Raw genomic sequence first — 20,173 nt, 5'->3', positions numbered from 1 at the left:
ACGCTGCACATGGGGCACGGCTTCAACCAGACGCTCATGGACGCGCTCACGCGCTACCACCGCATGCGCGGCGACAACACGCTGTGGCAGCCGGGCACCGACCACGCCGGCATCGCCACCCAGATCGTCGTCGAGCGCCAGCTCGACGCCCAGGGCATCAGCCGTCACGACCTCGGCCGCGAGAAGTTCCTCGAGAAGGTGTGGGAGTGGAAGGAATACTCCGGCGGCACCATCACCCGCCAGATGCGCCGACTGGGCACCAGTCCGGACTGGAAGCGCGAGCGCTTCACGATGGACGAGGGCCTGTCGAAGACGGTCACCGAGACCTTCGTGCGCCTGTACAACGAGGGCCTGATCTACCGCGGCAAGCGCCTGGTGAACTGGGACCCGAAGCTCGGCACCGCGGTGTCCGATCTGGAGGTGGTGTCCGAGGAAGAGGACGGCAAGCTCTACCACATCCTGTATCCGTTCTCGGACGGTCCGATCGGTGACCTGAAAGGCCTGACCGTCGCCACCACCCGCCCCGAGACCCTGCTCGGCGACGTCGCGGTGATGGTGCATCCCGAGGACGAGCGCTACGCCCACCTCATCGGCAAGACCGTCGCTCTGCCGCTCACCGGCCGCCACATCCCGATCATCGCCGACGACTACGTCGACCGCGAGTTCGGCACCGGTTGCGTCAAGGTCACGCCCGCGCACGACTTCAACGACTATGCGGTCGGCCAGCGCCACAAGCTCGACATGATCGTGGTGCTCACGCTCGCAGGCAGCGTGCCCGCGGTCGCCGAGCGCTACACCACCGACGGCATCACGCTCGAAGGCGTGCCCATGCCGGCCAGCGTCGCCGGCCTGGATCGCGTGCCGGCGCGCGACAAGGTCGTCACAGAGCTCGAGCAACTCGGGCTGATGCTCGAGATCAAGGCGCACAAGATGCAGGTCCCGCGCGGCGACCGCACCAGCGTGGTCATCGAGCCGATGCTGACCGACCAGTGGTTCGTCGCCATGTCCAAGCCCGGCGCGGACGGCAAGAGCATCACCCAGAAGGCGCTCGACGTCGTCGCATCGGGCGAGATCAAGTTCTACCCCGAGAACTGGGTCAATACCTACAACCAGTGGCTCAACAACATCCAGGACTGGTGCATCTCGCGCCAGCTGTGGTGGGGTCACCGCATCCCGGCCTGGTACGACGAAGAAGGCAAGATTTTCGTCGCCACCTGCGAGGAAGAGGCGATCGGCGCCTGGAAGGCCGAGCTGCAGACCGAGATCGACGCACTGACCGCCGAGGTGCAGTCGCGCCAGCGCCAGGGCCAGACCACCGCCGACTACCCGGCAATCGCCGAGCGCCTGGCGCTGCTGCATGCCCGCCACGACGCCGGCCACCTGCGCCAGGAAGACGACGTGCTCGACACCTGGTATTCGTCGGCGCTGTGGCCGTTCTCGACCCTGGACTGGACTGCCGGGTGGCCCGAGAAAAGTAACGATGCCCTCGACCTCTATCTGCCGTCCACGGTGCTCGTCACCGGCTTCGACATCATCTTCTTCTGGGTGGCGCGCATGGTCATGATGACCAAGCACATCACCGGCAAGATCCCCTTCAAGCATGTGTACGTGCACGGCCTGATCCGCGACGCGGAAGGCCAGAAGATGAGCAAGTCCAAGGGCAACGTGCTCGACCCGATCGACCTCATCGACGGCATCGGCATCGACGAGCTGGTCAAGAAGCGCACCTTCGGCCTGATGAACCCGAAGCAGGCGCAGAGCATCGAGAAGAAGACGCGCAAGGAATTCCCCGAGGGCATCCCCGCCTTCGGCACCGACGCGCTGCGCTTCACCTTCTCCAGCCTCGCCAGCCCGGGCCGCGACATCAAGTTCGACCTCGCGCGCTGCGAGGGCTACCGCAACTTCTGCAACAAGCTGTGGAACGCCACCCGCTTCGTGCTTATGAACTGCGAGGGCCAGGACTGCGGCATCGGCGACAACGTCGCCTGTTCCACCGAGGTGCTCGACTTCTCCTTCGCCGACCGCTGGATCGTGTCGCGCCTGCAGCGCACCGAGGCCGAAGTCGCCACGCAGTTCGAGGCCTACCGCTTCGACCTTGTCGCGCGTGCGGTGTATGAGTTCGTGTGGGACGAGTACTGCGACTGGTACCTCGAGCTCGCCAAGGTGCAGATCCAGACCGGCACGCCGGCCCAGCAGCGCGCCACCCGCCGCACGCTGTTGCGCGTGCTCGAGACCGTGCTGCGCCTGGCGCATCCGCTGATCCCCTTCATCACCGAAGAGCTGTGGCAGACGGTGGCGCCGCTCGCCGGCCGCAAGGACACCGACAGCCTGATGCAGGCCCGCTACCCGCAGGCCGACATGAAGCGCATCGACGAGGCCGCCGAGGCCAAGGTCACCGAGCTCAAGGCGATGATCTATGCGTGCCGCAACCTGCGCGGCGAGATGAACATCTCCCCCGCGCAGCGCCTGCCGCTGGTGGCTGCCGGCGACAAGGCCGCGCTGTCCCTTTACGTGCCCTACCTCGCCGGCCTGGCCAAGCTGTCGGACGTGCAGGTGGTCGATGAGATCGGCGCCGACGAACTGGCACCGGTTGCGGTGGCGGGCGAGACGCGCCTGATGCTCAAGGTGGAGATCGACGTCGCCGCCGAGTGCGAGCGCCTCGGCAAGGAGATCGCCCGTCTCGAAGGCGAGATCGTCAAGGCCGAAGGCAAGCTCAGCAATGCCAGCTTCGTAGACCGCGCCCCGGCGGCCGTGGTCCAGCAGGAGCGCGATCGCCTCGCGGGCTTCAAGGCCACGGTGGATCAGCTCAAGCCGCAGTTGGCGAAGCTCGGCGGCTGAGCCGAGCTGTAGCGCCCCATCGTTCGCGGGCAAGCCCGCTCCCACTGTCGATCGGGCTCACTCGAGCCGCGCTGTGGGGGCGGACTTGCCCGCGAAAAAAAGCGGGCTTTCGCCCACCCTCGTTGGTGCCTTGACCGCCCTACACGGGTGAAAGGCGCTTACTTGCGCTTGAGGAAGAACTCGAACGCCTTGTCCGCCGTCTCGCCCTGCTGGACCAGCTCGTTACCGGTCTGGCGTGCGAAAGCCTGGAAGTCCTTCACCGCACCCGGGTCGGTCGCGACAACACGCACCACCTGGCCGGACTGCATCTCGGCCAGCATCTTCTTGGCGCGCAGGATCGGCAACGGACAGTTGAGCCCCCGGGCATCCACTTCCTTGTCGAAATTCATCCTTTGTCCTCTGTTCTTGGTTTGAGTAGAGCGCCGGATTCTAATGGATGCCGGCGGGTGTCGAAAGGCAGGAACGCACACCCGGAACCGAGCACCGGGCAGCTCGGTCAGCGTTCGCGCTTTTCCTCGAGCAGGCGTTGCTTGAGCTCGCGCATCCGCGCGTCGACCGCGGACAATTCGTAGAAGTCCCCATCACCGCCCTTGCGCGCGATCTCCAGTTGCTCGATCGCCGCCGGCAGGCTGCCACGCAGCACATAGACCTCGGCCTGCGCGCGGTGCTGGGCCGTGCGCTGGCCCAGCTCGGCGTGCGCCCGTGACAGCAGTTGCCACAGACGCGGGTCGCTGTTGCGGGTATCGATCATGCGGCGCACGCCGGCCGCTGCCTCGCGCGCCTGTCCGGCGTGGATGCGGGCGTCAGCGAGCGCATAGGCGAGGCTTCGACTCGCCGGAAACTGCTTCTGGGCCGCTTCCAGCGTGCGCACTGCGCCGGCGGCATCCTTGCGTCCCAGCCGAACTTCTGCCGCCAGGCCTTCGACCCACGACGACGCCGGCGCAGACTTGCGCAGTGCCGCGATGCGCTGCTCGGCCTCATCGAGCTGGCCCGCGCGCAAGAGGGCACGCGCAAGACCATAGTCGAGCGCATCATCCTGCGGCGCACGCGCCAACTGGTCCTGCAGATCCGTCACCGCCTCGGCGGGCTGCCCCGCAATCGCCCGCAGCTTGGCGCGGGCGTAGCGGAAGTCCGCCGAGTCGAGCACCTGCCGGTAGGGCATGCTCGCCACCCGGTTCTCGATATCGGCGATGCGCTCGGTGGTCAGCGGGTGGGTGCGCAGATAGGCCGGTGCGTTGTTCTCATACACCCGTGTGTTGCGCTGCAGGCGCTCGAAAAAGCTCGCCATACCGCGCACGTCCAGCCCCGCACCGGCCAGCGTCTCCAGCCCGACGCGGTCGGCCTCGCGCTCGAAGGTGCGCGTGTAGCCGAGCTGCGACTGGATCGCGCCGGCCTGCCCCGCGGCGATCGCCGCCTGGCTCACGTCCGAATTGCTGCGCGCGGCGAGCACCGCCACCAGCAGCGAGGCCACCATCAGCATGGCCGACTGGCTCTGCTTGCCCACGATCTGCGCGATGTGGCGCTGGGTGACGTGGGCGATTTCGTGCCCGAGCACCGAAGCGAACTCCGATTCGGTCTGCGCTGCGAGGATCAGGCCGGCGTGCACACCGATATAGCCGCCGGGCAGCGCGAAGGCATTGAGCGTCGGGTCGCGCACGACGAAGAAATCGAAGTCCTGCGCCGGATTGTTGCTCGCCGCCGCCAACCGGTGGCCGAGCCGGTTCACGTATTCCTCGACCTCGGGGTCATCGAGATAGGCCGCATCGCGCCAGCGGATCTGGCTGATGATCTGCTCGCCGATGCGCCGCTCGGCCGCAGGCGAAAACTCTGACGACGCCACGTCCCCCAGGTCGGGCAGGTCGTAGGCGAAGGCAGTCATCGGGGCTGGCAGGGCCAGCGCCAGGCTGAGCAGCAGGGCGAGAGGTCGGCGCATCATCGGGTGCTATGATACCCGCCGATCCGAACCCGTTCCCCTGCTCGATGTATCGGTGTGTTTTTGCGGCCCGCACCAGCGGTCGCGCGACATGCATCGGCATCGGGCGCCGTCCTGCAGACGCACCATGACCACACAGAATTCCAGCGCGCTGACCCACTTCGATGCCGACGGCCAGGCCCACATGGTCGACGTCGGCGCCAAGACCGAAACCCGCCGCGTGGCCATCGCCACCGGCCGCATCGTGATGCTGCCGGAGACCTTCGCGATGGTGAAATCGGGCAGTGCAAAGAAGGGCGACGTGCTCGGTATCGCGCGCATCGCGGCGATCCAGGCCTCCAAGCGCACCAGCGAGCTGATTCCACTTTGCCACCCGATCCCGCTCACCCGCGTGGCGGTCGAGTTCGAGCTCGACGAGCCCGGGCACGCCATCCGCTGCACGGTGACCGCCGAAACCGTCGGCCGCACCGGGGTCGAGATGGAAGCACTGACGGCGGTGAATGTCGGCCTGCTCACCATCTACGACATGTGCAAGGCGGTCGATCGCGGGATGCGCATGGACGGCATCCAGTTGATGGAGAAGCTCGGCGGCAAGTCGGGGCACTGGAAAGCCTAGACGGCCGAGCGGCAAATGCCGGTCGGCCGTCAGGTGCTTGCAGTAGGTCGAACTACAGGACAGGCGCCCTGAAGCGCCTCCCCGTTCAGACGCGCCGCCTTCTCGGACTCACGCAAGCACCCAGCAAACCGGCGGCGAGCAGTGCAAGGGTGCCCGGCTCCGGGACCAGGTTGACACTGGCTGCAGCCACGCCGCCCTGCTCGTCCTCGGACGCGGCCCCCGCCGCGCCAGCCAGGACGGGCTTGCCATAGAAGGTCAACTCGCCTACCGCGTATTTATTGTTGTCAGGACCGAACCCAAGGATGCTGCGGCCAGCGACGCCACTGATACGCGCATAGCGTGCGTTCACCGGCTCGAAATCGATCGCAGCGAACGAAAAGAACCCGAGTTCAATTTCGCCGACGTATTCTGGATCACCGGCGACCGTGCTGATGGTTTCCATGCCAGACCATTGCTCGCCCCGATACCAGGGAACGAAGAGCAATTCGGACCAACCGTCGCGACTCGGGTCCAACGACACCTCGACCAGGTAGTTGTTGTTGTAACCCACCGACAGCACCAGGTCGTGAAGCTCATACTCCTGACCGAAGTCGAACGTGATCATCTTCGACGTGCCAGTGCCAGACCAATAGGCGCTCGTATCCCCATTCCACGCGCTGCCCTCAGCCGGGATCTCACCATCGGCGATCAGGGCGGCACCGTTCTTGATTGCGTTGCCGTTTCCGATAGTGGAAATTTCGCTTACGGGCACCTGCACAGGCGCCGCAACTGCAGCGGATCCGATCAGCGCAAGCGCGAGCGTCAAGAGCATTTTTTTCATATTGTCCCTCTGCGGTATTGAAGCTATTTATTTCTAAGCAATGCCCGTGCCACCGTCTGAAACCCGGACCCTCAGTACAAACACCTGAGCGCATGACGGCAGTGTGTAAGAAATACCGACAGTTCAGCCCCCTGAAACCCAAGCGGGGCCACATTGGACGGGGATTCACGGAGCAGCCCGCCAGATTGCGTGACAAAAGTCACGCATAGGACCGGAAGGCGGCAGGACACCGTGCTCGTCGATCGGATTCACTTATCGAAAGCGTAAAGGATCCCGACAGTTCCGCTACTCACCATCCCGCCGAGCCAGGCGGGCAAGGACGAGCGGAAACGCGCCCGACCCGGCGAGCGCGATCGCCGAGACGAGGAAGGCGAGCCCGGCCATGGGGTCGGAGAGGGCTGGATGCAGGCGCGCACCCTCCCCTGCGAAGCACATCAGCGCCGGGATCAGCGCCAGGGCTGCGAGCACGAAGAGGACGAGCGCCGACAGCGGCATACGGGCCGGCCTGTCTTTCATTTCACGCCCTCGGCAAGAAAAGGCCGCTTGGGCGCAGGTCCCGGATGCGCCGGCTCAGCGACCGCGACAGGTGTCGCTTCAGATGCCTCGCTCGCGGTTTGGGTCTGCGCCGGCCCGCGCGCAACCACACCGCAAGTCGCCCCGACCGTGCCCAGCAGCACCACCGCAGCGGTCGCGATCAGGCTGCGTCTCAGGGACCCGGGAAACGCATGCGCCATGGCAATTCTCCCTGGATGAAAAGGCGCGCCTCGTCCGAGCGCGGGCGCGCAAAGAAGGGCTGAACCGCGGTGTGCTCGCACACCTTCCCGGCCGCCATGAAGACAATGTCGTCGCCCAGGCGCGTGGCCTGGCCGAGGTTGTGCGTCACCATCAGGATGCGGGTGCCGTCGGTGCGGATCTCGCGGATGATGCGTTCGACCGCCGCACTGGCCGACGGGTCCAGGCTGGCCGTGGGCTCGTCGAGCAAGAGCAGGCGCGGCCTGGTGAGCCAGGCGCGTGCCAGCGCCAGGCGTTGCTGCTCGCCACCGGAGAGCTGGCGCGCGCTGTCGCCGGCGCGGTCCGCCAGGCCGATGCGCTCGAGCATCGCCAGCGCGCGCACCTCGCGTTCACGCCGCGACAGCTCGAAAGGCTTGAGGCCGAGCGCCACGTTGTGCACCACCGAGGCGCGCAGCATCATCGGGCGCTGGAACACCATCATCACGCCCTGCGCCGGCCGCGTCCCTCGCTCCGAGCCCCAGGCCATGCTGCCCGAACTCGGCTGTACCAGACCGCAGATCACGCGCAGCAACACGCTCTTGCCAGCGCCGTTGGGGCCGAGCACCAGCGTGATGCCCTCGTCGCCGAGCTCCAGGTCGATGCCTGCCAGCACCTCGCGGCCATTGGGCTGGTAGCGCAGGTCGCGGATGCACAGGGGAAAGATCGCCATCGCCGCCTCAGCCATAACGCCGCATCGCCCAGTGGCGCAGCATGAACGCGAGCGCATTGAGCGCCAGGATGATCACGATGAGGACGATGCCCAGCGCGATCGCCAGAGCCAGGTCGCCCTTGCTCGTCTCGAGCGCGATCGCGGTCGTCATCACGCGGGTCGCGCGGTCGATGTTGCCGCCCACGATCATCACCGCACCCACTTCGCTCATCGCCCGCCCCAGACCCGCGAGCACCGCCACCAGCAGCGAATGGCGGCAGTCGTAGAGCAGCGTGGTCACGCTGTCCCACCATGAGAAACGCATCAACTGCAGTTCCTCGGCATAGCGCTGCCACACGTCCTCGACCACCTGACGCGTGATCGCCGCCATCAGCGGAATCACGAGCAGCGTCTGCGCAATGACCATTGCCAGCGGCGTATACAACAGCCCGAAGCCACCGAACGGCCCCGAGCGCGACAGCAGCAGGTACACCACCACGCCCACCACCACCGAGGGCAGGCCCATCAGGCCGTTGACCAGCACCGACAGCGTGCTCTTGCCGGGGAACCGCCCCACCGCGATGCAGGCACCGAGCGGCAGGCCGATCAGCGTGCCCAGAACGACCGCAGCACCGCTGACCTGCAGCGACAGCACCACGATCTCGGCCACGGCGTGGTCGAAGGTGGCAAGCAGCGCAAGGGCGTCGGAGAAGGTGGCGGTGAAGGCGGACATCGGCCCGGAGCATACCCGAAACCCCGCGCCGGCCGGAACGCCGGGTACGGCTTCAGCCCGGCGCGGGGGCGGCTCGCGTGCGCGTCGAAGACGCGCACGAAATGCCCCCGGGCTTAAGTTTCGTAGGACAGCAGGAGCACATCCGCCGCCTGCTCCCGGAGCGGGATCAGCGCCTGATAGGCCGGCGACGAGAACCAGTCATTCACCGCCGCAACGCTGGGAAAGCGGATCACGACGATGTCCGAGTGGGGGCTCTCGCCGGCGAGCGCGGCCACCTGCTGACCACGAAACACCAGCTCCGCGCCCCAGGGGGCCAAGGTCTGCGGAACCTTGCCCCGATATTCAGCCCACATCTGCGCGTTCTTCACCGTGATCTGGCCGACGACGTATGCGTCACTCATGGAGGGGCTTCCAGAAATTGATTGTGTTGCAGATCAACCGCCACCCTTCTGCATCGCGCGATCGAGCCGCGCCAGCAAGGCGCGGCGCGCGGCTTCGTCGCCGGGGCCGAAGCGATAGCGCACGTCCAGTTGCGGTAGCTCGAACAGACCCAGCCGGCGCACGCCGGCGGGCTCGATGTCGATGACCAGGCTCTGCGCGCCGTCCTGCAGGCTGAAGCGCAAGCCCGCCGCGCCGCCCTCCACCACCGGCCAGGCCTGGCGCAGATCCCGTTCGAATTCACGCGCAGTGGCGGTGACCCGGCGCTCGAAGGCTTCGGGCACCGGGCCATTGATGAAAGCCACCGCTCAGCCGCCCGCGATCGGCGGCCAGATGGCGAGCTCGTCACCGTCGACCAGACGCCTGCGCGACCGCTCCGAAGGAGGCACGAAGTGGCCGTTGACCAGCACCAGATGCGCGCTGCGCTCGGGCACGTTGTAGCGGCGGATCATTTCCGCCACCGTGATGCCCTCGTCCACCTCGAGCTCGAGACGGTTGCCGCGGTGGCCGTCGGGCAGATAGTCCGACAGCGAGGCGAAGAGCTTGAAGGCGATGCGGATCGTCACGCGGGTCTCCAAAATCACCCCCTCAGCGCGCCAGCGCCATCGGCTGCTGGCTGCGTGCGACGTAGGCATCGACGAAGGCGAGCGGGTTGGCGAGCAGGCGCTCCTTCCAGTCGCCCAGCCGCACCTGGCCGTGGATCAGCCCGCGCAGCGCACCCACATGCTGGGTAAGCCCGATCGAGGTGGCGCCGACCAGCACGTCGTCCTTGAACTGCAGGCTCAGGTAGCGGTAACGCCCCTCGTCGACCATCTCCACGCCGCTGCCGCCGGCCTCGGCCTTCTCGCCCCACCACTGGCCGAAGGAGGACGAGATCAGCCCGAGCGTGTCGAGCACGTTGATCGCCAGCACACCGTTGAGGCGCGATTCGTGCACCGAGTCGCGCGCCATGTTGGTGGCGGCGATGCGCGCCTGGTCGGCGGCGTTGGGCTGGATCGCCGACACCAGATGGGCGCCGGTGAACAGGTCCGGCGCCTCGGCGACGTCGCCGGCGGCGAAGATGCCGGGCACGCTGGTTTCCATGTGGTCGTTAACCAGCACGCCCTTGGCGACATGCACCGGCGTCGCGTCGAGAAAGCCGACGTTGGGCGCTACGCCCGCGGCCACGATGAGCAGATCACATTCGAGCCGATCGCCGGTCGACAGCCCGGCCACAAGCGGCGCATCGGAGCCCACATCGCTGCCGCGCTCGATGCGCTCCACGCCCGCAGAGGTCACGACGCGAATGCCCTTGTCCTCGACCCAGCGCTTGATCATGCCGCCGGCCTTGGGTGTCATCATGCGCGGCACCATGCGATCGCCCATCTCCACCACGGTGAGCTGCACACCCCGCTTGGCGAGCGCCTCCATGATGATGCAGCCGATGAAGCCGGCGCCCAGTTGCAGCACACGCGCGCCGGGCTTGGCGAGCGCGGCGATCGCGCGCGCATCGGCCAGCGTCCAGCAGGTCTGCACTTCGGGCAGGTCGACGCCGGGAATCGGCGGGCGCACCGGGTGCGAGCCGGTGGCGATCAGCAGACGATCGTAGTGTTCGAAGTGGCCGTCGTCGAACAGGACCTTGCGCTTTACGGTGTCGAGTGCCACCGCACGGCCGCGCAACTGGCGGATGCGCAGGCGTTCGAAATGGCCCGGATCCTTACGCAGGTAAGTCCCTGCCTCGTCGATGTTTTCTTCCAGAAGGTAGGGAATCGCCATGCGCGAATACGGCGGCGCGTCCTCGTAACCGACCATCAGGATGTCGTCGGCCGGTGCGACCTTGCGCAAGGTTTCGGCAGCAACGACGCCCGCGGGGCCGTTGCCGAGAATCAGGTGTTTCATTGGAGCGTCCTCAGACGGAAGGCGAGCGCCCCGAGAGGCGCCCGCATACGCTTACAACATCACAGCCCCAGACGGGTCCGCGTCTCGGTCGTCGGCTCGCCCCCCGGCGTCCAGCCGCGCACCTGGTAATACTCCGGCAGCATCTTCGCCAGGCCGTTGACCAGCCCCTTGGCCGGGCCGGTCTTGGCCGGTTCCTGGGTCAGGCGCGGCGGCAGATTGTCGTCCTTGGCGGTGAAGCCGGCGGCGTTGTTGAACATGCGCTCCATGTTCCAGATGCGCTCGCCGACCTCGTTCAACTTCTCCATGCTCCAGTCGCCCTCGCACGCCGCGGCCACCTGCGGCTGCACGTCGGCCAGCGTCCACGCGAAGCTGGTGAACACGCAGATGCCGGCCGAGTCGAACACCGCGGTGGCGTCCTGGAAGGCCTTTACCAGCTCGGGCTTGCCGTCGGTGGTGAGCGGATCGGTCTTGACCGGGATGCCGAGCACTTCGGATGCCACGGTGTAGCCGCGCAGGTGGCAGGCGCCGCGGTTGGAGGTGGCGTAGGCGAGGCCCATGCCCTGGATGCCGCGCGAGTCGTAGGCGGGGAATTCCTGCCCCTTGACGCTCATCGACAGCTCGGGACGGCCGTACTTCTCGCACAGGCGCTTGCTGCCCATGCCGAGCTCCTTGCCGAAGCCCTCGCCGAGCGCGGTCATCTCGACCATCTTCGCCAGCGCCTCGGCCGAGCCGAAGGGCGCAGCCATGCCGATGATGTCGTCGGTCAGGATGCCCAGCTCGTAAAGCTCCATCGCTGCGCCGACGGTGGCGCCGAAGGAGATCGGGTCCATGCCCTGCTCGTTGCAGATCAGGTTGGCGTACTGCAGCGCCTCAAGGTCGCCCACGCCGTTGGCAGCGCCGAGCGCCCACGCGGCCTCGTATTCCAGGCCGCCGGAGGCGCCCCAGTACTTCGGGCTGTTCTTGACGGTGAAGTGGGTTTTGTCGATCTCGGAGATGCGCCCGCACGCGATGGTGCACCCGAAGCAGGCGGCGTTGGTGACCAGGTGGGTCTTGCCGTCGGACTCGCGCTTCTCGTGCATGGCCTCGGCGGAGATCCTGGAGGCGTCCTCGAACTGCACGTCGCGGTGGTTGCGGGTGGGCAGCGCGCCCATCTCGTTGATCACGTTCATCAGCACCTGGGTGCCGTACTTGGGCAGGCCCTGGCCGGTGACCGCGTTGTCTGCGAGCACCTTCTTGGCCTCGGTGGTGGCCTTCATGAAGGCGCCGAAGTCCTTGATGCCGGAGACGCCCTTGGTGCCGCGGATCGCCACCGCCTTGAGGTTCTTCGAGCCCATCACCGCCCCTACGCCGGAGCGGCCGGCGGCACGGTGCAGGTCATTGACGATGCAGGAATAAAGCACCTGGTTCTCGCCCGAGACGCCGATCGAGGAGATCCGCACCAGCGGGTCCTGCAGCGTTTCCTTGATCTTCTCCTCGGTTTCCCAGCAGCTCTTGCCCCACAGGCCGGCGGCGTCGCGCAGCTCGGCCCTGTCGTTCTCGATGTAGAGCCACACGGGCTTGGCCGACTTGCCCTCGAAGATCACCATGTCCCAGCCGGCGAACTTCATCTCGGCGCCGAAGAAGCCGCCCGAGTTCGAGCACGCGATCGCGCCGGTCAGCGGCCCCTTGGTGACGACGGTATAGCGCCCGCCGGTGGACGCCATCGTGCCGGTGAGCGGCCCGGTGGCCATGATCATCTTGTTGTCGGGCGACAGCGGATCGACCTTGGGGTCGATCTCGGACACCAGGTACTTGGTCGCCAGGCCGCGCGAGCCGAGGTATTCGTCGGCCCACTGCATGTTCAGCGGCTCTTCGGTACAGGTGCCTGCGGTGAGGTTCACGCGCAGGACTTTACGATTCCATCCCATGACGCATCCTCCTCAGGCAGCGGCCGAAGCCGGGGTGTTGGCCTTGGCAGCCCAGGCGCGCATCTTGTCGATGCCGGTCCAGTCGGCGTCCACATAGGTGATGGCGCCGGTCGGGCAGGCAGTGGCGCAGGCGGGGTTGCCCTCGCACAGGTCGCACTTCTGCACCTTGCCGCTGTCCTGGTTGTAGTTGATCGTGCCGAACGGGCAGGCGATCGTGCACACCTTGCAGCCGACACACGTGTCCTCGAACACCATCTTGGCGCCGGTGCTGAGATCGATGCGGATCGCGTCTACCGGACAGGAGTTCAGGCACCAGGCTTCGGTGCACTGCGTGCAGGTATAGGGCACCTTGCGGCCCTCGTGCTCGAAGTTGAACACCTTGATACGCGACTTGCTCGGATTGATGACCCCGGTGTGCTCGTAAGAACAAGCCATCTCGCATTGCAGACAGCCGGTGCACTTCGCGGGATCCATGTGCAGTGCTTTCCACATCGATCGTCTCCTGATTCGTTATTGGTTGATGCAATCGGTCGCCGGATCGGACACCTGCTCCCGACGACCCACAGGTACCTCACAGGGCAAAGCACCTATGCAGAACCAAGCATAAGTTGTGCCCAATGAAGGTCAACCTGGGATTACCCTTCTTCACTGCCCCCTTCTCCACTGCCCCCCTCCGCGCTTCCACTGCGCCCCAGTTTCCGGTACAGGCGATTGCGACTGACACCGAGCAGTCGCGCGGCAGCAGACAGGTTGCCGCCGACTTCCCGCATCACGCGTTCGATGAGCTCGACTTCAAGTTGATCGAGCCGACGCGGACCCGAACGCTCCGACGCGAGCGAAAGCATCGCACCGGGAGCCAGCTCCGCACACGGCTGCGGGGCAGCCATGGGCGCCTGCTCCGCCGCATCGGACAGGAACAGCTCCTCCGGCAGATGACTGGGCAGGATTTCGGTCTCGTCCGCATCGAGCAGCGCGACCGCGACGCGGATCACGTTGTGCAACTGGCGCAAGTTGCCCGGCCAGCTGTAACGCTCGATGAAACGCATCACCTCCTCGCCAATGCGCACGCCGGTGAGCCCGGCATCGCGCGCTTCGCGTTCCAGGATGCGCTCGACGATGCAGCGGATGTCACTGCGTTCGCGCAGCGGCGGCAGGCTGACCGTGAGGCTATTGACGCGGTAATAGAGGTCCTCGCGAAAATCGCCGCGCGCCACCGCATCACGCAGCACGCGGTGGGTGGCACACACCAGCGAGATGTCGACCGGGACCGACTTCACCGAGCCCACCGGCGTCACGCAGCGCTCCTGCAGCACGCGCAGCAGTCGCGCCTGCATGCCAAGCGGCATGTCGCCGATCTCGTCGAGGAACAGGGTGCCGCCGTGGGCCTGCTGGATCTTGCCGAGCGCGCCTTCCTTGCGCGCGCCGGTGAAGGCGCCGCCGACATAACCGAAAAGTTCGGACTCGATCAGGGTTTCCGGCACCGCCGCGCAGTTGAGCGCCACGAAGGGCTTGTCGGCGCGCGGCCCGCTGTTGTGGAAGGCGTTCGCGAACAGCTCCTTGCCGACCCCGGATTCGCCCTGGATGAGCAGCGGGATGTCCTTGCCGAGGATGCGGCGCGCCCGGTCGAGCGCGCGCCCGATGCCGGCATCACCGGTGGCGAGCGAAGTGAGCGTGCATCGCGTGCTCGTCGCCGCCGGCGCCGACCGCGGCGCGCGCGCGGCTTCGGCAACCCTGCGCGTCTCGCCGACGAAGGCGCCGATCTGCGGCCGCAGCGAACGCAACTGCACGTACAGGTGCGACCCGTCGTGCAGCACGAGACGGATCAGCGCATCGCTCGAGTTCTGCGCGCGGTCGGCGATCTTGCCCAGGCCGTGGCGGAAGAGCTCGGCGAACGAGGCGCCGCCCCCATCCAGGCGCTGCGCCAGCCACTCGCGCGCGATCGAGTTCGCCCCGGCCAGCACGCCCTCGGGCGTGACCGCGAGCAGGCCCTCCTGCAGGCTGCCGACGTATTCGGGGCGCTCGTGGAAGGCGACCAGGATCTCGTTGGCGAACTCGGTCTCGAACAGGCGCTTTTCGATCAACTGCACCGAAAGGCGCACCAGCCCGAGCGAATGGCGCTGATGCATGCGCTGGTCACAGGACACGTCGAGCACGCCGGCGAGGGTGCCGCGCGGATCGAAGATCGGCGACGCCGTACAGGACAGGAAGCCGTTGTGGTCCAGGTAGTGTTCGGCGCCGAGCACAACCGCCGGCGCATTGGCGACGATGGCGGTACCGATGGCGTTGGTGCCGCGCGCCGCCTCGCTCCAGCACGCGCCGGGCTGCAGCGCGACGCGGTTGGCGCGGTCGACGAAATCCGCATCACCGAGGCTGTGCACGATCATCCCCTGCGGGTCGGACAGCAGCACCACGCTGCCCGAGGCCCGGATCTGCTCGAACACATGCTCCATGACGCCACTGGCGTGCTCCACCAGGCGCGCGTTGCGCTCGCGCACGTCCGCCAGTCGCGCGCGCTCGCCATGCTCGCGCGCCTCGCGGTTGGCGCGATCCACACCCAACTCGCGACAGCGCTGCCAGGAATTCAGGATCAGCGCCGGCACGCCCTCGTCCGGGCACGCCCCGTCTTCGAAGAACTGCTTGCGCGCGAGCCTGAAACGCTGGTCGCGACCCGCGTCCACAGCCGATAACTGCCCCATCGTCCTCACGTCTCCTCCGGGCGACCTGACCGCGATGTCCGCGGCCGGCTGCCTCGATTTTCATTGGTTCCACGATTCGGAACGTAGCACTTGATCCGTCTCGAAACAAACTGCGTGCTCCGTTCATTCGAAGCTTGAGCAGGAATCTTGCCAGCTCGAAATATCCGCGCGGACAAGAAGCCCGCAGCGCAGCCGTTCCGGCCCGATCACGTGGCACGTGGCACGCGGATTGCAGTTAGTCCCTCATCCGGAGGGACCGGACCAATGACCGATTCGAACCAAACCAATGAGGATCAACAAGGTGAAGACACAAACCTTGACGGAGACACTGTTCCGCCGACTCGCTCTGGGCACCGCTGCGCTCGGCGTCGTGGCCGCGGCCACGCTTGCGCACGCCCACGGCGACGTCACGCCGCAGGCGGTGGACACGACCAGCCTGACGCAGCTCGGCGAGGACTGGCGCATCGCCAACCCCTATCGCGAAAACGCCGACGCCATCCGCATCGGCGACTCGGCCTTCAACCAGAACTGTGCGCGCTGCCATGGGCTGGGCGCGGTGTCCGGCGGCATCGCCCCCGACCTGCGCTTCCTGGAGCCCGGTGACGAGATGGACGAATTCTTCATCGCCAAGGTGCGCAATGGCGTGACGCGCAACGGCGCGGTGTACATGCCGCCCTTCGAGGGCATGCTCACCCAGGAAGCCATGTGGGCGATCCGCGCGTGGCTGGAGACGGTCCATGAAGCACAGTGACCGCCGCCGCTTCCTGCTCGGCGCCGGCGCCCTCGCCCTGCTCGCGGCCAGCCCGGTGCAGGCAACGGCGGCCGGGCTCGAAGTCCAGCAGCCCGGCACGCTGCGCGTCGCGGTATACGCCAACTTTGCGCCTTGGTCGGCGGCCGGCAAGGGCATCGACGTGGCGCTCGGCCGAGCACTCGCCGAGCGCCTGGGGCTGCAACCGCAGATCGTCGAGTTCCCCGCCGACGAGAACATGAACGACGACCTGCGCAACATGGTGTGGCGCGGCCATTACCTCGGCCACAAGCCGGCCGACGTGATGCTGCACGTGCCGGTGGATGTGCATTTCGCCGCCAGCAACCGCCAGGTGAAGATCTTCGGCCCCTATCACCTCGAAACCCTCGCCCTGGCGCGCGTCGCCGAGCGCGTGCCGGCGCCTTCGGGCTCGGCGGCGGAGAGCTTCGCGGTGTTTGCCGAGGAGCGCATCGGCGTGGAACTCGACACCCACGCCAGCGACTTCCTGCTCCAGCTGATGGACGGCGCGCTGCGCCCCAACGTGGTGCACTTCCGCACCCTGGGCGAGGCCGCGGCCGCGCTCAGGAACGGCGAGATTGCCGCCGCGATGGGCACGCGCAGCGAGCTCGAGGCCGGGCTGTCCGCGCATCCAGGCATCGCGATCGACACGCTGGCCATGCCCGAGCTGCGCGTCAGCGGCTGGCCGCTCGGCATGGCGGTGAAGGCCGACAGCGCCGCGCTCGCCGATGCGCTCGGCAATGCGCTGGCCGAGCTGCAGCGCTCGGGCGAACTCGCCCGTCTCTTCGCGGCCAACGGCGTCCGCCACCATCTGCCCTGAGCAATGGAGCGTTCCGGAGCGCAACGAATTTGTTGCGTTCCGGAACAACGCCCTGCCCCCTATTCCAGGTAATGCCCCACGCCGATCAGCGAGCGTCCGTCGCGGCGCACGTAAGAGCGCTTGCTCTCCACCATGTTGGTCACCGGGTTGCGCCACACATAATCCACCGTCGCCTCGTCCGCCGACTGCAGCTTGGCGATCATCTCTGCCACCAGCGCATTGCCCGCCGCATCGCGCAGGCCGACGGCGTCGGTGTCCGACAGCGCGGGATTCATCCCCATCGCCTCGAAGCGGCCGCTGTCCATGTCGACCATGAACACGTAGAGATCGTCCTTGACGAAGTCGCCACGACGGTCGTTGAAGCGCGCGGCGGCCGTGGCATGGCCTTCGTTGCGCGCCAGCGCGACTGCACGCTCGAGCATCGCGCGCGCGTCGTCGGCGCTGGCGCGCGGCGCCGAGTAGCCCACGCCCAGCACATAGCTGCCGTGCTTGCGCACATGGCTGACCTTGGGCTCGACCTTGTTGGTCACGCGGTTGAGCCACATGTAGCGCACCGTCGCCTCGGGGCTCACGCGGGTGCGATCGATCATCTCGCGGAACAGCGGGTTGCCGGCGGCGTCGGTGGTGTTGAGCACGGTGAGACCGACCAGGGCCTCGGGCGCCGCGCCGCTGGCGTGATACACGCCCTTGTCGTCGATCACGAACACATAGAGGTCCTTGCGCACGAACTCGCCCTTGCGGTCGTTGAAGGCGGCGAAGGCGCGCTCGGGTCCGTTCGCGTCCATGTACTTCACCGCCTGCTCGAACAGCGCCTGCGCCTCGCGCGGCGTGGCGCGCTCGCCGGCATGAGCGCCGACGCTGGTGAGGGCCGCGAACGCGAATGCGGCCAGGGATTTGGTCTTCGGGTAATGCTTCATCGTCGGAACTCCATGTTTGCAGACATCTGCGAATGACGGATTGCGAACTACGGCTGACGCACGCACCGCGCATCGGTGCGCACAACGCAGTGCGGCCCGGGCGCAGCTGCGTCCGGGCCGCACGACCAGGTGCCGGTGCCGCCTGCGGGCGGCACCCCAGGATCAGCCCCGCGCGGGGTCAGCTCTTGTGCAGTTTGAACACCCACACGGTGCCGCCCTGCTCGAGGTAATTCACGCGCTTGGCGACATCGCCGCCCCACAGCGGCACCGCACCACCCCAGCCCGACACCACGGCGACGTACTGCTCGCCGTTGTCGTCCCAGGTCACCGGCGGCGCGATCACGCCCGAGCCGGTCTGGAACTGCCAGACTTCCTCGCCCGTCTTCGCGTTCACCGCCTTCAGGAAGCCCTCGGGGGTGCCATAGAACACCAGGTTTCCGCCCGTGGTCAGCACCCCGCCCCATAGCGGCGCGTTGTTCTTGACCTCCCACACGATCTTGCCGCTCACCGGATCGACCGCCCGCATCGCGCCGATGTAGTCCTCGTACAGCGGCTTGATGGTGAAGCCCGCGCCCAGGTAGGCTGCGCCGCGCTTGTAGCTCACCGGCTCGTTCCAGATGTCCATGCCCCACTCGTTGGACGGCACGTAGAACAGCCCGGTGTCGGGGCTGAAGGCCATCGGCATCTGGTTCTTGCCGCCAAGGAAGGACGGCGCGTTGAACACCACCTTGCCCTTGCCGCCTTCAACGGCGCCACCGCCCTCGATGAAGGGGTTGCCGGGGCGCTTCTCGTCGTCGAAGATCGGCCGCCCGGTCTGCAGGTCGATGCCCTTGGCCCAGTCGATGCGGGTCACGAAGGGGAAGGCATTGAGCAGCTTGCCGTTGCTGCGGTCATTGACGAAGAAGAAGCCGTTGCGGTCGGCCTTGCCGCCGGCCTTTACCAGCTGGCCGGTCTTCGGGTCCTTGTACTCGAAGGAGACGAATTCGTTGACGCCGTCGTAGTCCCAGCCGTCGTGCGGGGTGCTCTGGTAGTGCCAGGCGATCTTGCCGGTATCGGGGTCGATGGCAACCGTCGCCGCCGAATACAGGTTGTCGCCCGGACGCAGCCAGGAGTTCCACGGCGCCGGGTTGCCGGTACCCATGAAGATCAGGTCGACATCCGGATCGTAGTAGGCCGCCTGCCAGGTCGCCGCGCCGCCGGTCTTCCACAGGTCGCCCGGCCAGGTGGCGTTGGTCGTGCCCGAGATGCCGTTCTCGACCGGCTTGCCGTCCTTGTCGTAGGTGTAACCCATGTGGCCTTCGACCACCGGGCGCATCCACACCATCTTGCCGGTCTTCGCGTCGCGCGCCTCGACCCGGCCCATGACGCCGAATTCGCCGCCCGACACGCCGCTGATGATCATGCCCTTGACGATCTGCGGCGCCGCGGTCATCGAGTAGCCAGCCTTGTAGTCGTCGACCTTCTCGCGCCAGACGACCTTGCCGGTGTCCTTGTTGAGCGCGACGAGCTGGGCGTCGAGCGTGCCGAAGATCACCAGGTCGCCATAGATGGCCGCGCCACGGTTGATCACGTCACAGCAGGGCATGATGCCGTCGGGCAGGCGGTGCTCGTACTTCCACAGCTTCTTGCCGGTCCTGGTATCGAGCGCGTAGATTCGGCTGTACGAGCCGGTCACGTACATCGTGCCGTCGTGGATCAGCGGCTGGGACTGCTGGCCGCGCTGCTTCTCGCCGCCGAACGAAAACGCCCACACCGGCACCAGGTCCTTCACGGTGTCGGGGTTGACCTTGGCCAGCGGGCTGTAACGCTGGCCCTTGGTGCCCAGGCCGTGGGTGACGATCTGATGCGTGGTTTCCGCATCCTTCAGGATGTCCTCGTCGGTCACGCCGGCCGCCAGCGCGCCGCCTGCGGTCCCGAGACCCGCCATGGCGATGGCGAGCGCGCTCAGCATGGCGGGCAGGTGCTGCCGCCGTTTGTGTTTCTTCATTTTCGACTCCTCCTCGTGTCTCTCTTGCCTGTGGTCCGGTGGCATGGGTTCCGGCACCGTGCTGGCGCCGGACAGGAGCCAAACTGCAATCGCCATGCCATGGTGCATCGACGGCCGGCCGTCATCGCAGCCCAGTGGCTGAGCCCGCACGGCAGCCGGGCGGCTGCGAGGTCTTCTGCAATTCTCATGGCATCCTGGCCGCGACCGCGGGCGGGTGCTCCAGCCGCATCGCAGCCCCTTGTCCGCAACGGAGCGGCGGAGCAGAAATGTTGCGCTTCGGAACAAGCCTGGTGTACGTAACGACGGGAGGCACGGGCCCGTTCTGCTGGCACGAGCATTGCATCGATACCCGGATACATCGACGGCCGACGGGCAACCCAGCCGGCCCTGCTTCGGGATCAAAT

19 protein-coding genes are annotated in these 20,173 nt (G+C 66.9%); 4 read left to right on the top strand and 15 right to left on the bottom strand.

Annotated elements, in window-relative coordinates; translation table 11 throughout:
• The coding region (locus tag RBT54_RS15815) for a valine--tRNA ligase (protein ID WP_320368022.1) at window positions 1-2,838 on the top strand (2,838 nt) is incomplete at its 5' end.
• Window positions 2,839-2,996: 158 nt separating this feature from the next.
• Here the strand turns inward: RBT54_RS15815 and RBT54_RS15810 are convergent.
• Window positions 2,997-3,227, bottom strand: coding sequence for a sulfurtransferase TusA family protein (locus RBT54_RS15810; protein WP_320368021.1), 231 nt, complete (start codon window positions 3,225-3,227; stop codon window positions 2,997-2,999).
• A 107-nt stretch (window positions 3,228-3,334) separates the two neighbouring features.
• Window positions 3,335-4,774 carry a M48 family metalloprotease gene (locus RBT54_RS15805; protein ID WP_320368020.1) on the bottom strand — a complete coding sequence of 480 codons (1,440 nt, stop codon included), beginning with the start codon at window positions 4,772-4,774 and terminating at the stop codon, window positions 3,335-3,337.
• Window positions 4,775-4,898: 124 nt separating this feature from the next.
• Between RBT54_RS15805 and moaC the strand changes: the two genes are divergently transcribed.
• Entirely contained in the window at window positions 4,899-5,387 is a 489-nt protein-coding gene (gene moaC, locus RBT54_RS15800; RefSeq protein WP_320368019.1) for a cyclic pyranopterin monophosphate synthase MoaC, read from the top strand.
• A gap of 85 nt (window positions 5,388-5,472) precedes the next feature.
• On the opposite strand, the gene RBT54_RS15795 is transcribed toward moaC, so the two are convergent.
• From RBT54_RS15795 to RBT54_RS15745, 11 genes are all read right to left on the bottom strand, one after another.
• Window positions 5,473-6,207, bottom strand: a complete 735-nt coding sequence (locus tag RBT54_RS15795) for a discoidin domain-containing protein (RefSeq protein ID WP_320368018.1) — start codon at window positions 6,205-6,207, stop codon at window positions 5,473-5,475.
• A gap of 285 nt (window positions 6,208-6,492) precedes the next feature.
• Window positions 6,493-6,723, bottom strand: coding sequence for a hypothetical protein (locus RBT54_RS15790; protein WP_320368017.1), 231 nt, complete (start codon window positions 6,721-6,723; stop codon window positions 6,493-6,495).
• 190 nt (window positions 6,724-6,913) lie between these two features.
• A complete protein-coding gene (locus RBT54_RS15785; RefSeq protein WP_320368016.1) occupies window positions 6,914-7,648 on the bottom strand; it encodes an ATP-binding cassette domain-containing protein in 735 nt (244 codons plus the stop codon).
• Window positions 7,649-7,655: 7 nt separating this feature from the next.
• On the bottom strand, window positions 7,656-8,360 hold the full coding sequence (locus RBT54_RS15780; protein WP_320368015.1) for an ABC transporter permease: 705 nt from the start codon (window positions 8,358-8,360) through the stop codon (window positions 7,656-7,658).
• Window positions 8,361-8,473: 113 nt separating this feature from the next.
• Window positions 8,474-8,761: a DUF1330 domain-containing protein gene (locus RBT54_RS15775; protein WP_320368014.1), complete on the bottom strand. Its 288-nt coding sequence runs from the start codon at window positions 8,759-8,761 to the stop codon at window positions 8,474-8,476.
• Between the two features lie 33 nt (window positions 8,762-8,794).
• Window positions 8,795-9,103 (bottom strand): hypothetical protein, encoded by a 309-nt coding sequence (locus tag RBT54_RS15770; RefSeq protein ID WP_320368013.1) that lies wholly within the window; start codon window positions 9,101-9,103, stop codon window positions 8,795-8,797.
• 3 nt (window positions 9,104-9,106) lie between these two features.
• A complete protein-coding gene (gene thiS, locus RBT54_RS15765; protein WP_320368012.1) occupies window positions 9,107-9,364 on the bottom strand; it encodes a MoaD/ThiS family protein in 258 nt (85 codons plus the stop codon).
• Window positions 9,365-9,386: 22 nt separating this feature from the next.
• Window positions 9,387-10,676, bottom strand: coding sequence for an NAD(P)/FAD-dependent oxidoreductase (locus RBT54_RS15760; RefSeq protein WP_320368011.1), 1,290 nt, complete (start codon window positions 10,674-10,676; stop codon window positions 9,387-9,389).
• A 59-nt stretch (window positions 10,677-10,735) separates the two neighbouring features.
• Window positions 10,736-12,583, bottom strand: coding sequence for an aldehyde ferredoxin oxidoreductase family protein (locus tag RBT54_RS15755; protein ID WP_320368010.1), 1,848 nt, complete (start codon window positions 12,581-12,583; stop codon window positions 10,736-10,738).
• A gap of 12 nt (window positions 12,584-12,595) precedes the next feature.
• Window positions 12,596-13,075, bottom strand: coding sequence for a 4Fe-4S dicluster domain-containing protein (locus RBT54_RS15750; RefSeq protein WP_320368009.1), 480 nt, complete (start codon window positions 13,073-13,075; stop codon window positions 12,596-12,598).
• A 143-nt stretch (window positions 13,076-13,218) separates the two neighbouring features.
• A complete protein-coding gene (locus RBT54_RS15745; protein ID WP_320368008.1) occupies window positions 13,219-15,279 on the bottom strand; it encodes a sigma-54-dependent Fis family transcriptional regulator in 2,061 nt (686 codons plus the stop codon).
• Window positions 15,280-15,580: 301 nt separating this feature from the next.
• Here RBT54_RS15745 and pedF point away from each other — a divergent pair, with 301 nt between their 5' ends.
• Window positions 15,581-16,030 carry a cytochrome c-550 PedF gene (gene pedF / locus RBT54_RS15740; RefSeq protein WP_320368007.1) on the top strand — a complete coding sequence of 150 codons (450 nt, stop codon included), beginning with the start codon at window positions 15,581-15,583 and terminating at the stop codon, window positions 16,028-16,030.
• Window positions 16,017-16,865, top strand: a complete 849-nt coding sequence (locus RBT54_RS15735) for a transporter substrate-binding domain-containing protein (protein WP_320368006.1) — start codon at window positions 16,017-16,019, stop codon at window positions 16,863-16,865. Before pedF ends, RBT54_RS15735 begins: the two co-directional genes overlap by 14 nt.
• 59 nt (window positions 16,866-16,924) lie before the next feature.
• Here the strand turns inward: RBT54_RS15735 and RBT54_RS15730 are convergent, their stop codons facing one another.
• Together RBT54_RS15730 and RBT54_RS15725 are read right to left on the bottom strand one after the other, a co-directional pair.
• Window positions 16,925-17,782 (bottom strand): cache domain-containing protein, encoded by an 858-nt coding sequence (locus RBT54_RS15730; RefSeq protein ID WP_320368005.1) that lies wholly within the window; start codon window positions 17,780-17,782, stop codon window positions 16,925-16,927.
• A gap of 178 nt (window positions 17,783-17,960) precedes the next feature.
• Window positions 17,961-19,769 carry a methanol/ethanol family PQQ-dependent dehydrogenase gene (locus RBT54_RS15725; protein ID WP_320368004.1) on the bottom strand — a complete coding sequence of 603 codons (1,809 nt, stop codon included), beginning with the start codon at window positions 19,767-19,769 and terminating at the stop codon, window positions 17,961-17,963.
• Window positions 19,770-20,173: the final 404 nt, after the last annotated feature.

This window comes from Thauera sp. (assembly GCF_034003485.1).
Lineage (GTDB): Bacteria > Pseudomonadota > Gammaproteobacteria > Burkholderiales > Rhodocyclaceae > Thauera.
The sequence above is the reverse complement of the archived record's forward strand: the minus strand, read 5'-3'. Positions and strand labels throughout refer to the sequence as shown.

Excerpts from the sequence above, each read along its gene's own strand:
- RBT54_RS15750 (WP_320368009.1), bottom strand. The coding sequence starts at position 13,075 with ATGTGGAAAGCACTGCACATGGATCCCGCGAAGTGCACCGGCTGTCTG.
- RBT54_RS15775 (WP_320368014.1), bottom strand. The coding sequence starts at position 8,761 with ATGAGTGACGCATACGTCGTCGGCCAGATCACGGTGAAGAACGCGCAG.
- RBT54_RS15745 (WP_320368008.1), bottom strand. The coding sequence starts at position 15,279 with ATGGGGCAGTTATCGGCTGTGGACGCGGGTCGCGACCAGCGTTTCAGG.
- RBT54_RS15790 (WP_320368017.1), bottom strand. The coding sequence starts at position 6,723 with ATGAAAGACAGGCCGGCCCGTATGCCGCTGTCGGCGCTCGTCCTCTTC.
- RBT54_RS15730 (WP_320368005.1), bottom strand. The coding sequence starts at position 17,782 with ATGAAGCATTACCCGAAGACCAAATCCCTGGCCGCATTCGCGTTCGCG.
- RBT54_RS15735 (WP_320368006.1), top strand. The coding sequence starts at position 16,017 with ATGAAGCACAGTGACCGCCGCCGCTTCCTGCTCGGCGCCGGCGCCCTC.
- moaC (WP_320368019.1), top strand. The coding sequence starts at position 4,899 with ATGACCACACAGAATTCCAGCGCGCTGACCCACTTCGATGCCGACGGC.
- RBT54_RS15725 (WP_320368004.1), bottom strand. The coding sequence starts at position 19,769 with ATGAAGAAACACAAACGGCGGCAGCACCTGCCCGCCATGCTGAGCGCG.
- RBT54_RS15755 (WP_320368010.1), bottom strand. The coding sequence starts at position 12,583 with ATGGGATGGAATCGTAAAGTCCTGCGCGTGAACCTCACCGCAGGCACC.
- RBT54_RS15810 (WP_320368021.1), bottom strand. The coding sequence starts at position 3,227 with ATGAATTTCGACAAGGAAGTGGATGCCCGGGGGCTCAACTGTCCGTTG.
- RBT54_RS15760 (WP_320368011.1), bottom strand. The coding sequence starts at position 10,676 with ATGAAACACCTGATTCTCGGCAACGGCCCCGCGGGCGTCGTTGCTGCC.
- RBT54_RS15780 (WP_320368015.1), bottom strand. The coding sequence starts at position 8,360 with ATGTCCGCCTTCACCGCCACCTTCTCCGACGCCCTTGCGCTGCTTGCC.
- RBT54_RS15795 (WP_320368018.1), bottom strand. The coding sequence starts at position 6,207 with ATGAAAAAAATGCTCTTGACGCTCGCGCTTGCGCTGATCGGATCCGCT.
- RBT54_RS15785 (WP_320368016.1), bottom strand. The coding sequence starts at position 7,648 with ATGGCGATCTTTCCCCTGTGCATCCGCGACCTGCGCTACCAGCCCAAT.
- RBT54_RS15805 (WP_320368020.1), bottom strand. The coding sequence starts at position 4,774 with ATGATGCGCCGACCTCTCGCCCTGCTGCTCAGCCTGGCGCTGGCCCTG.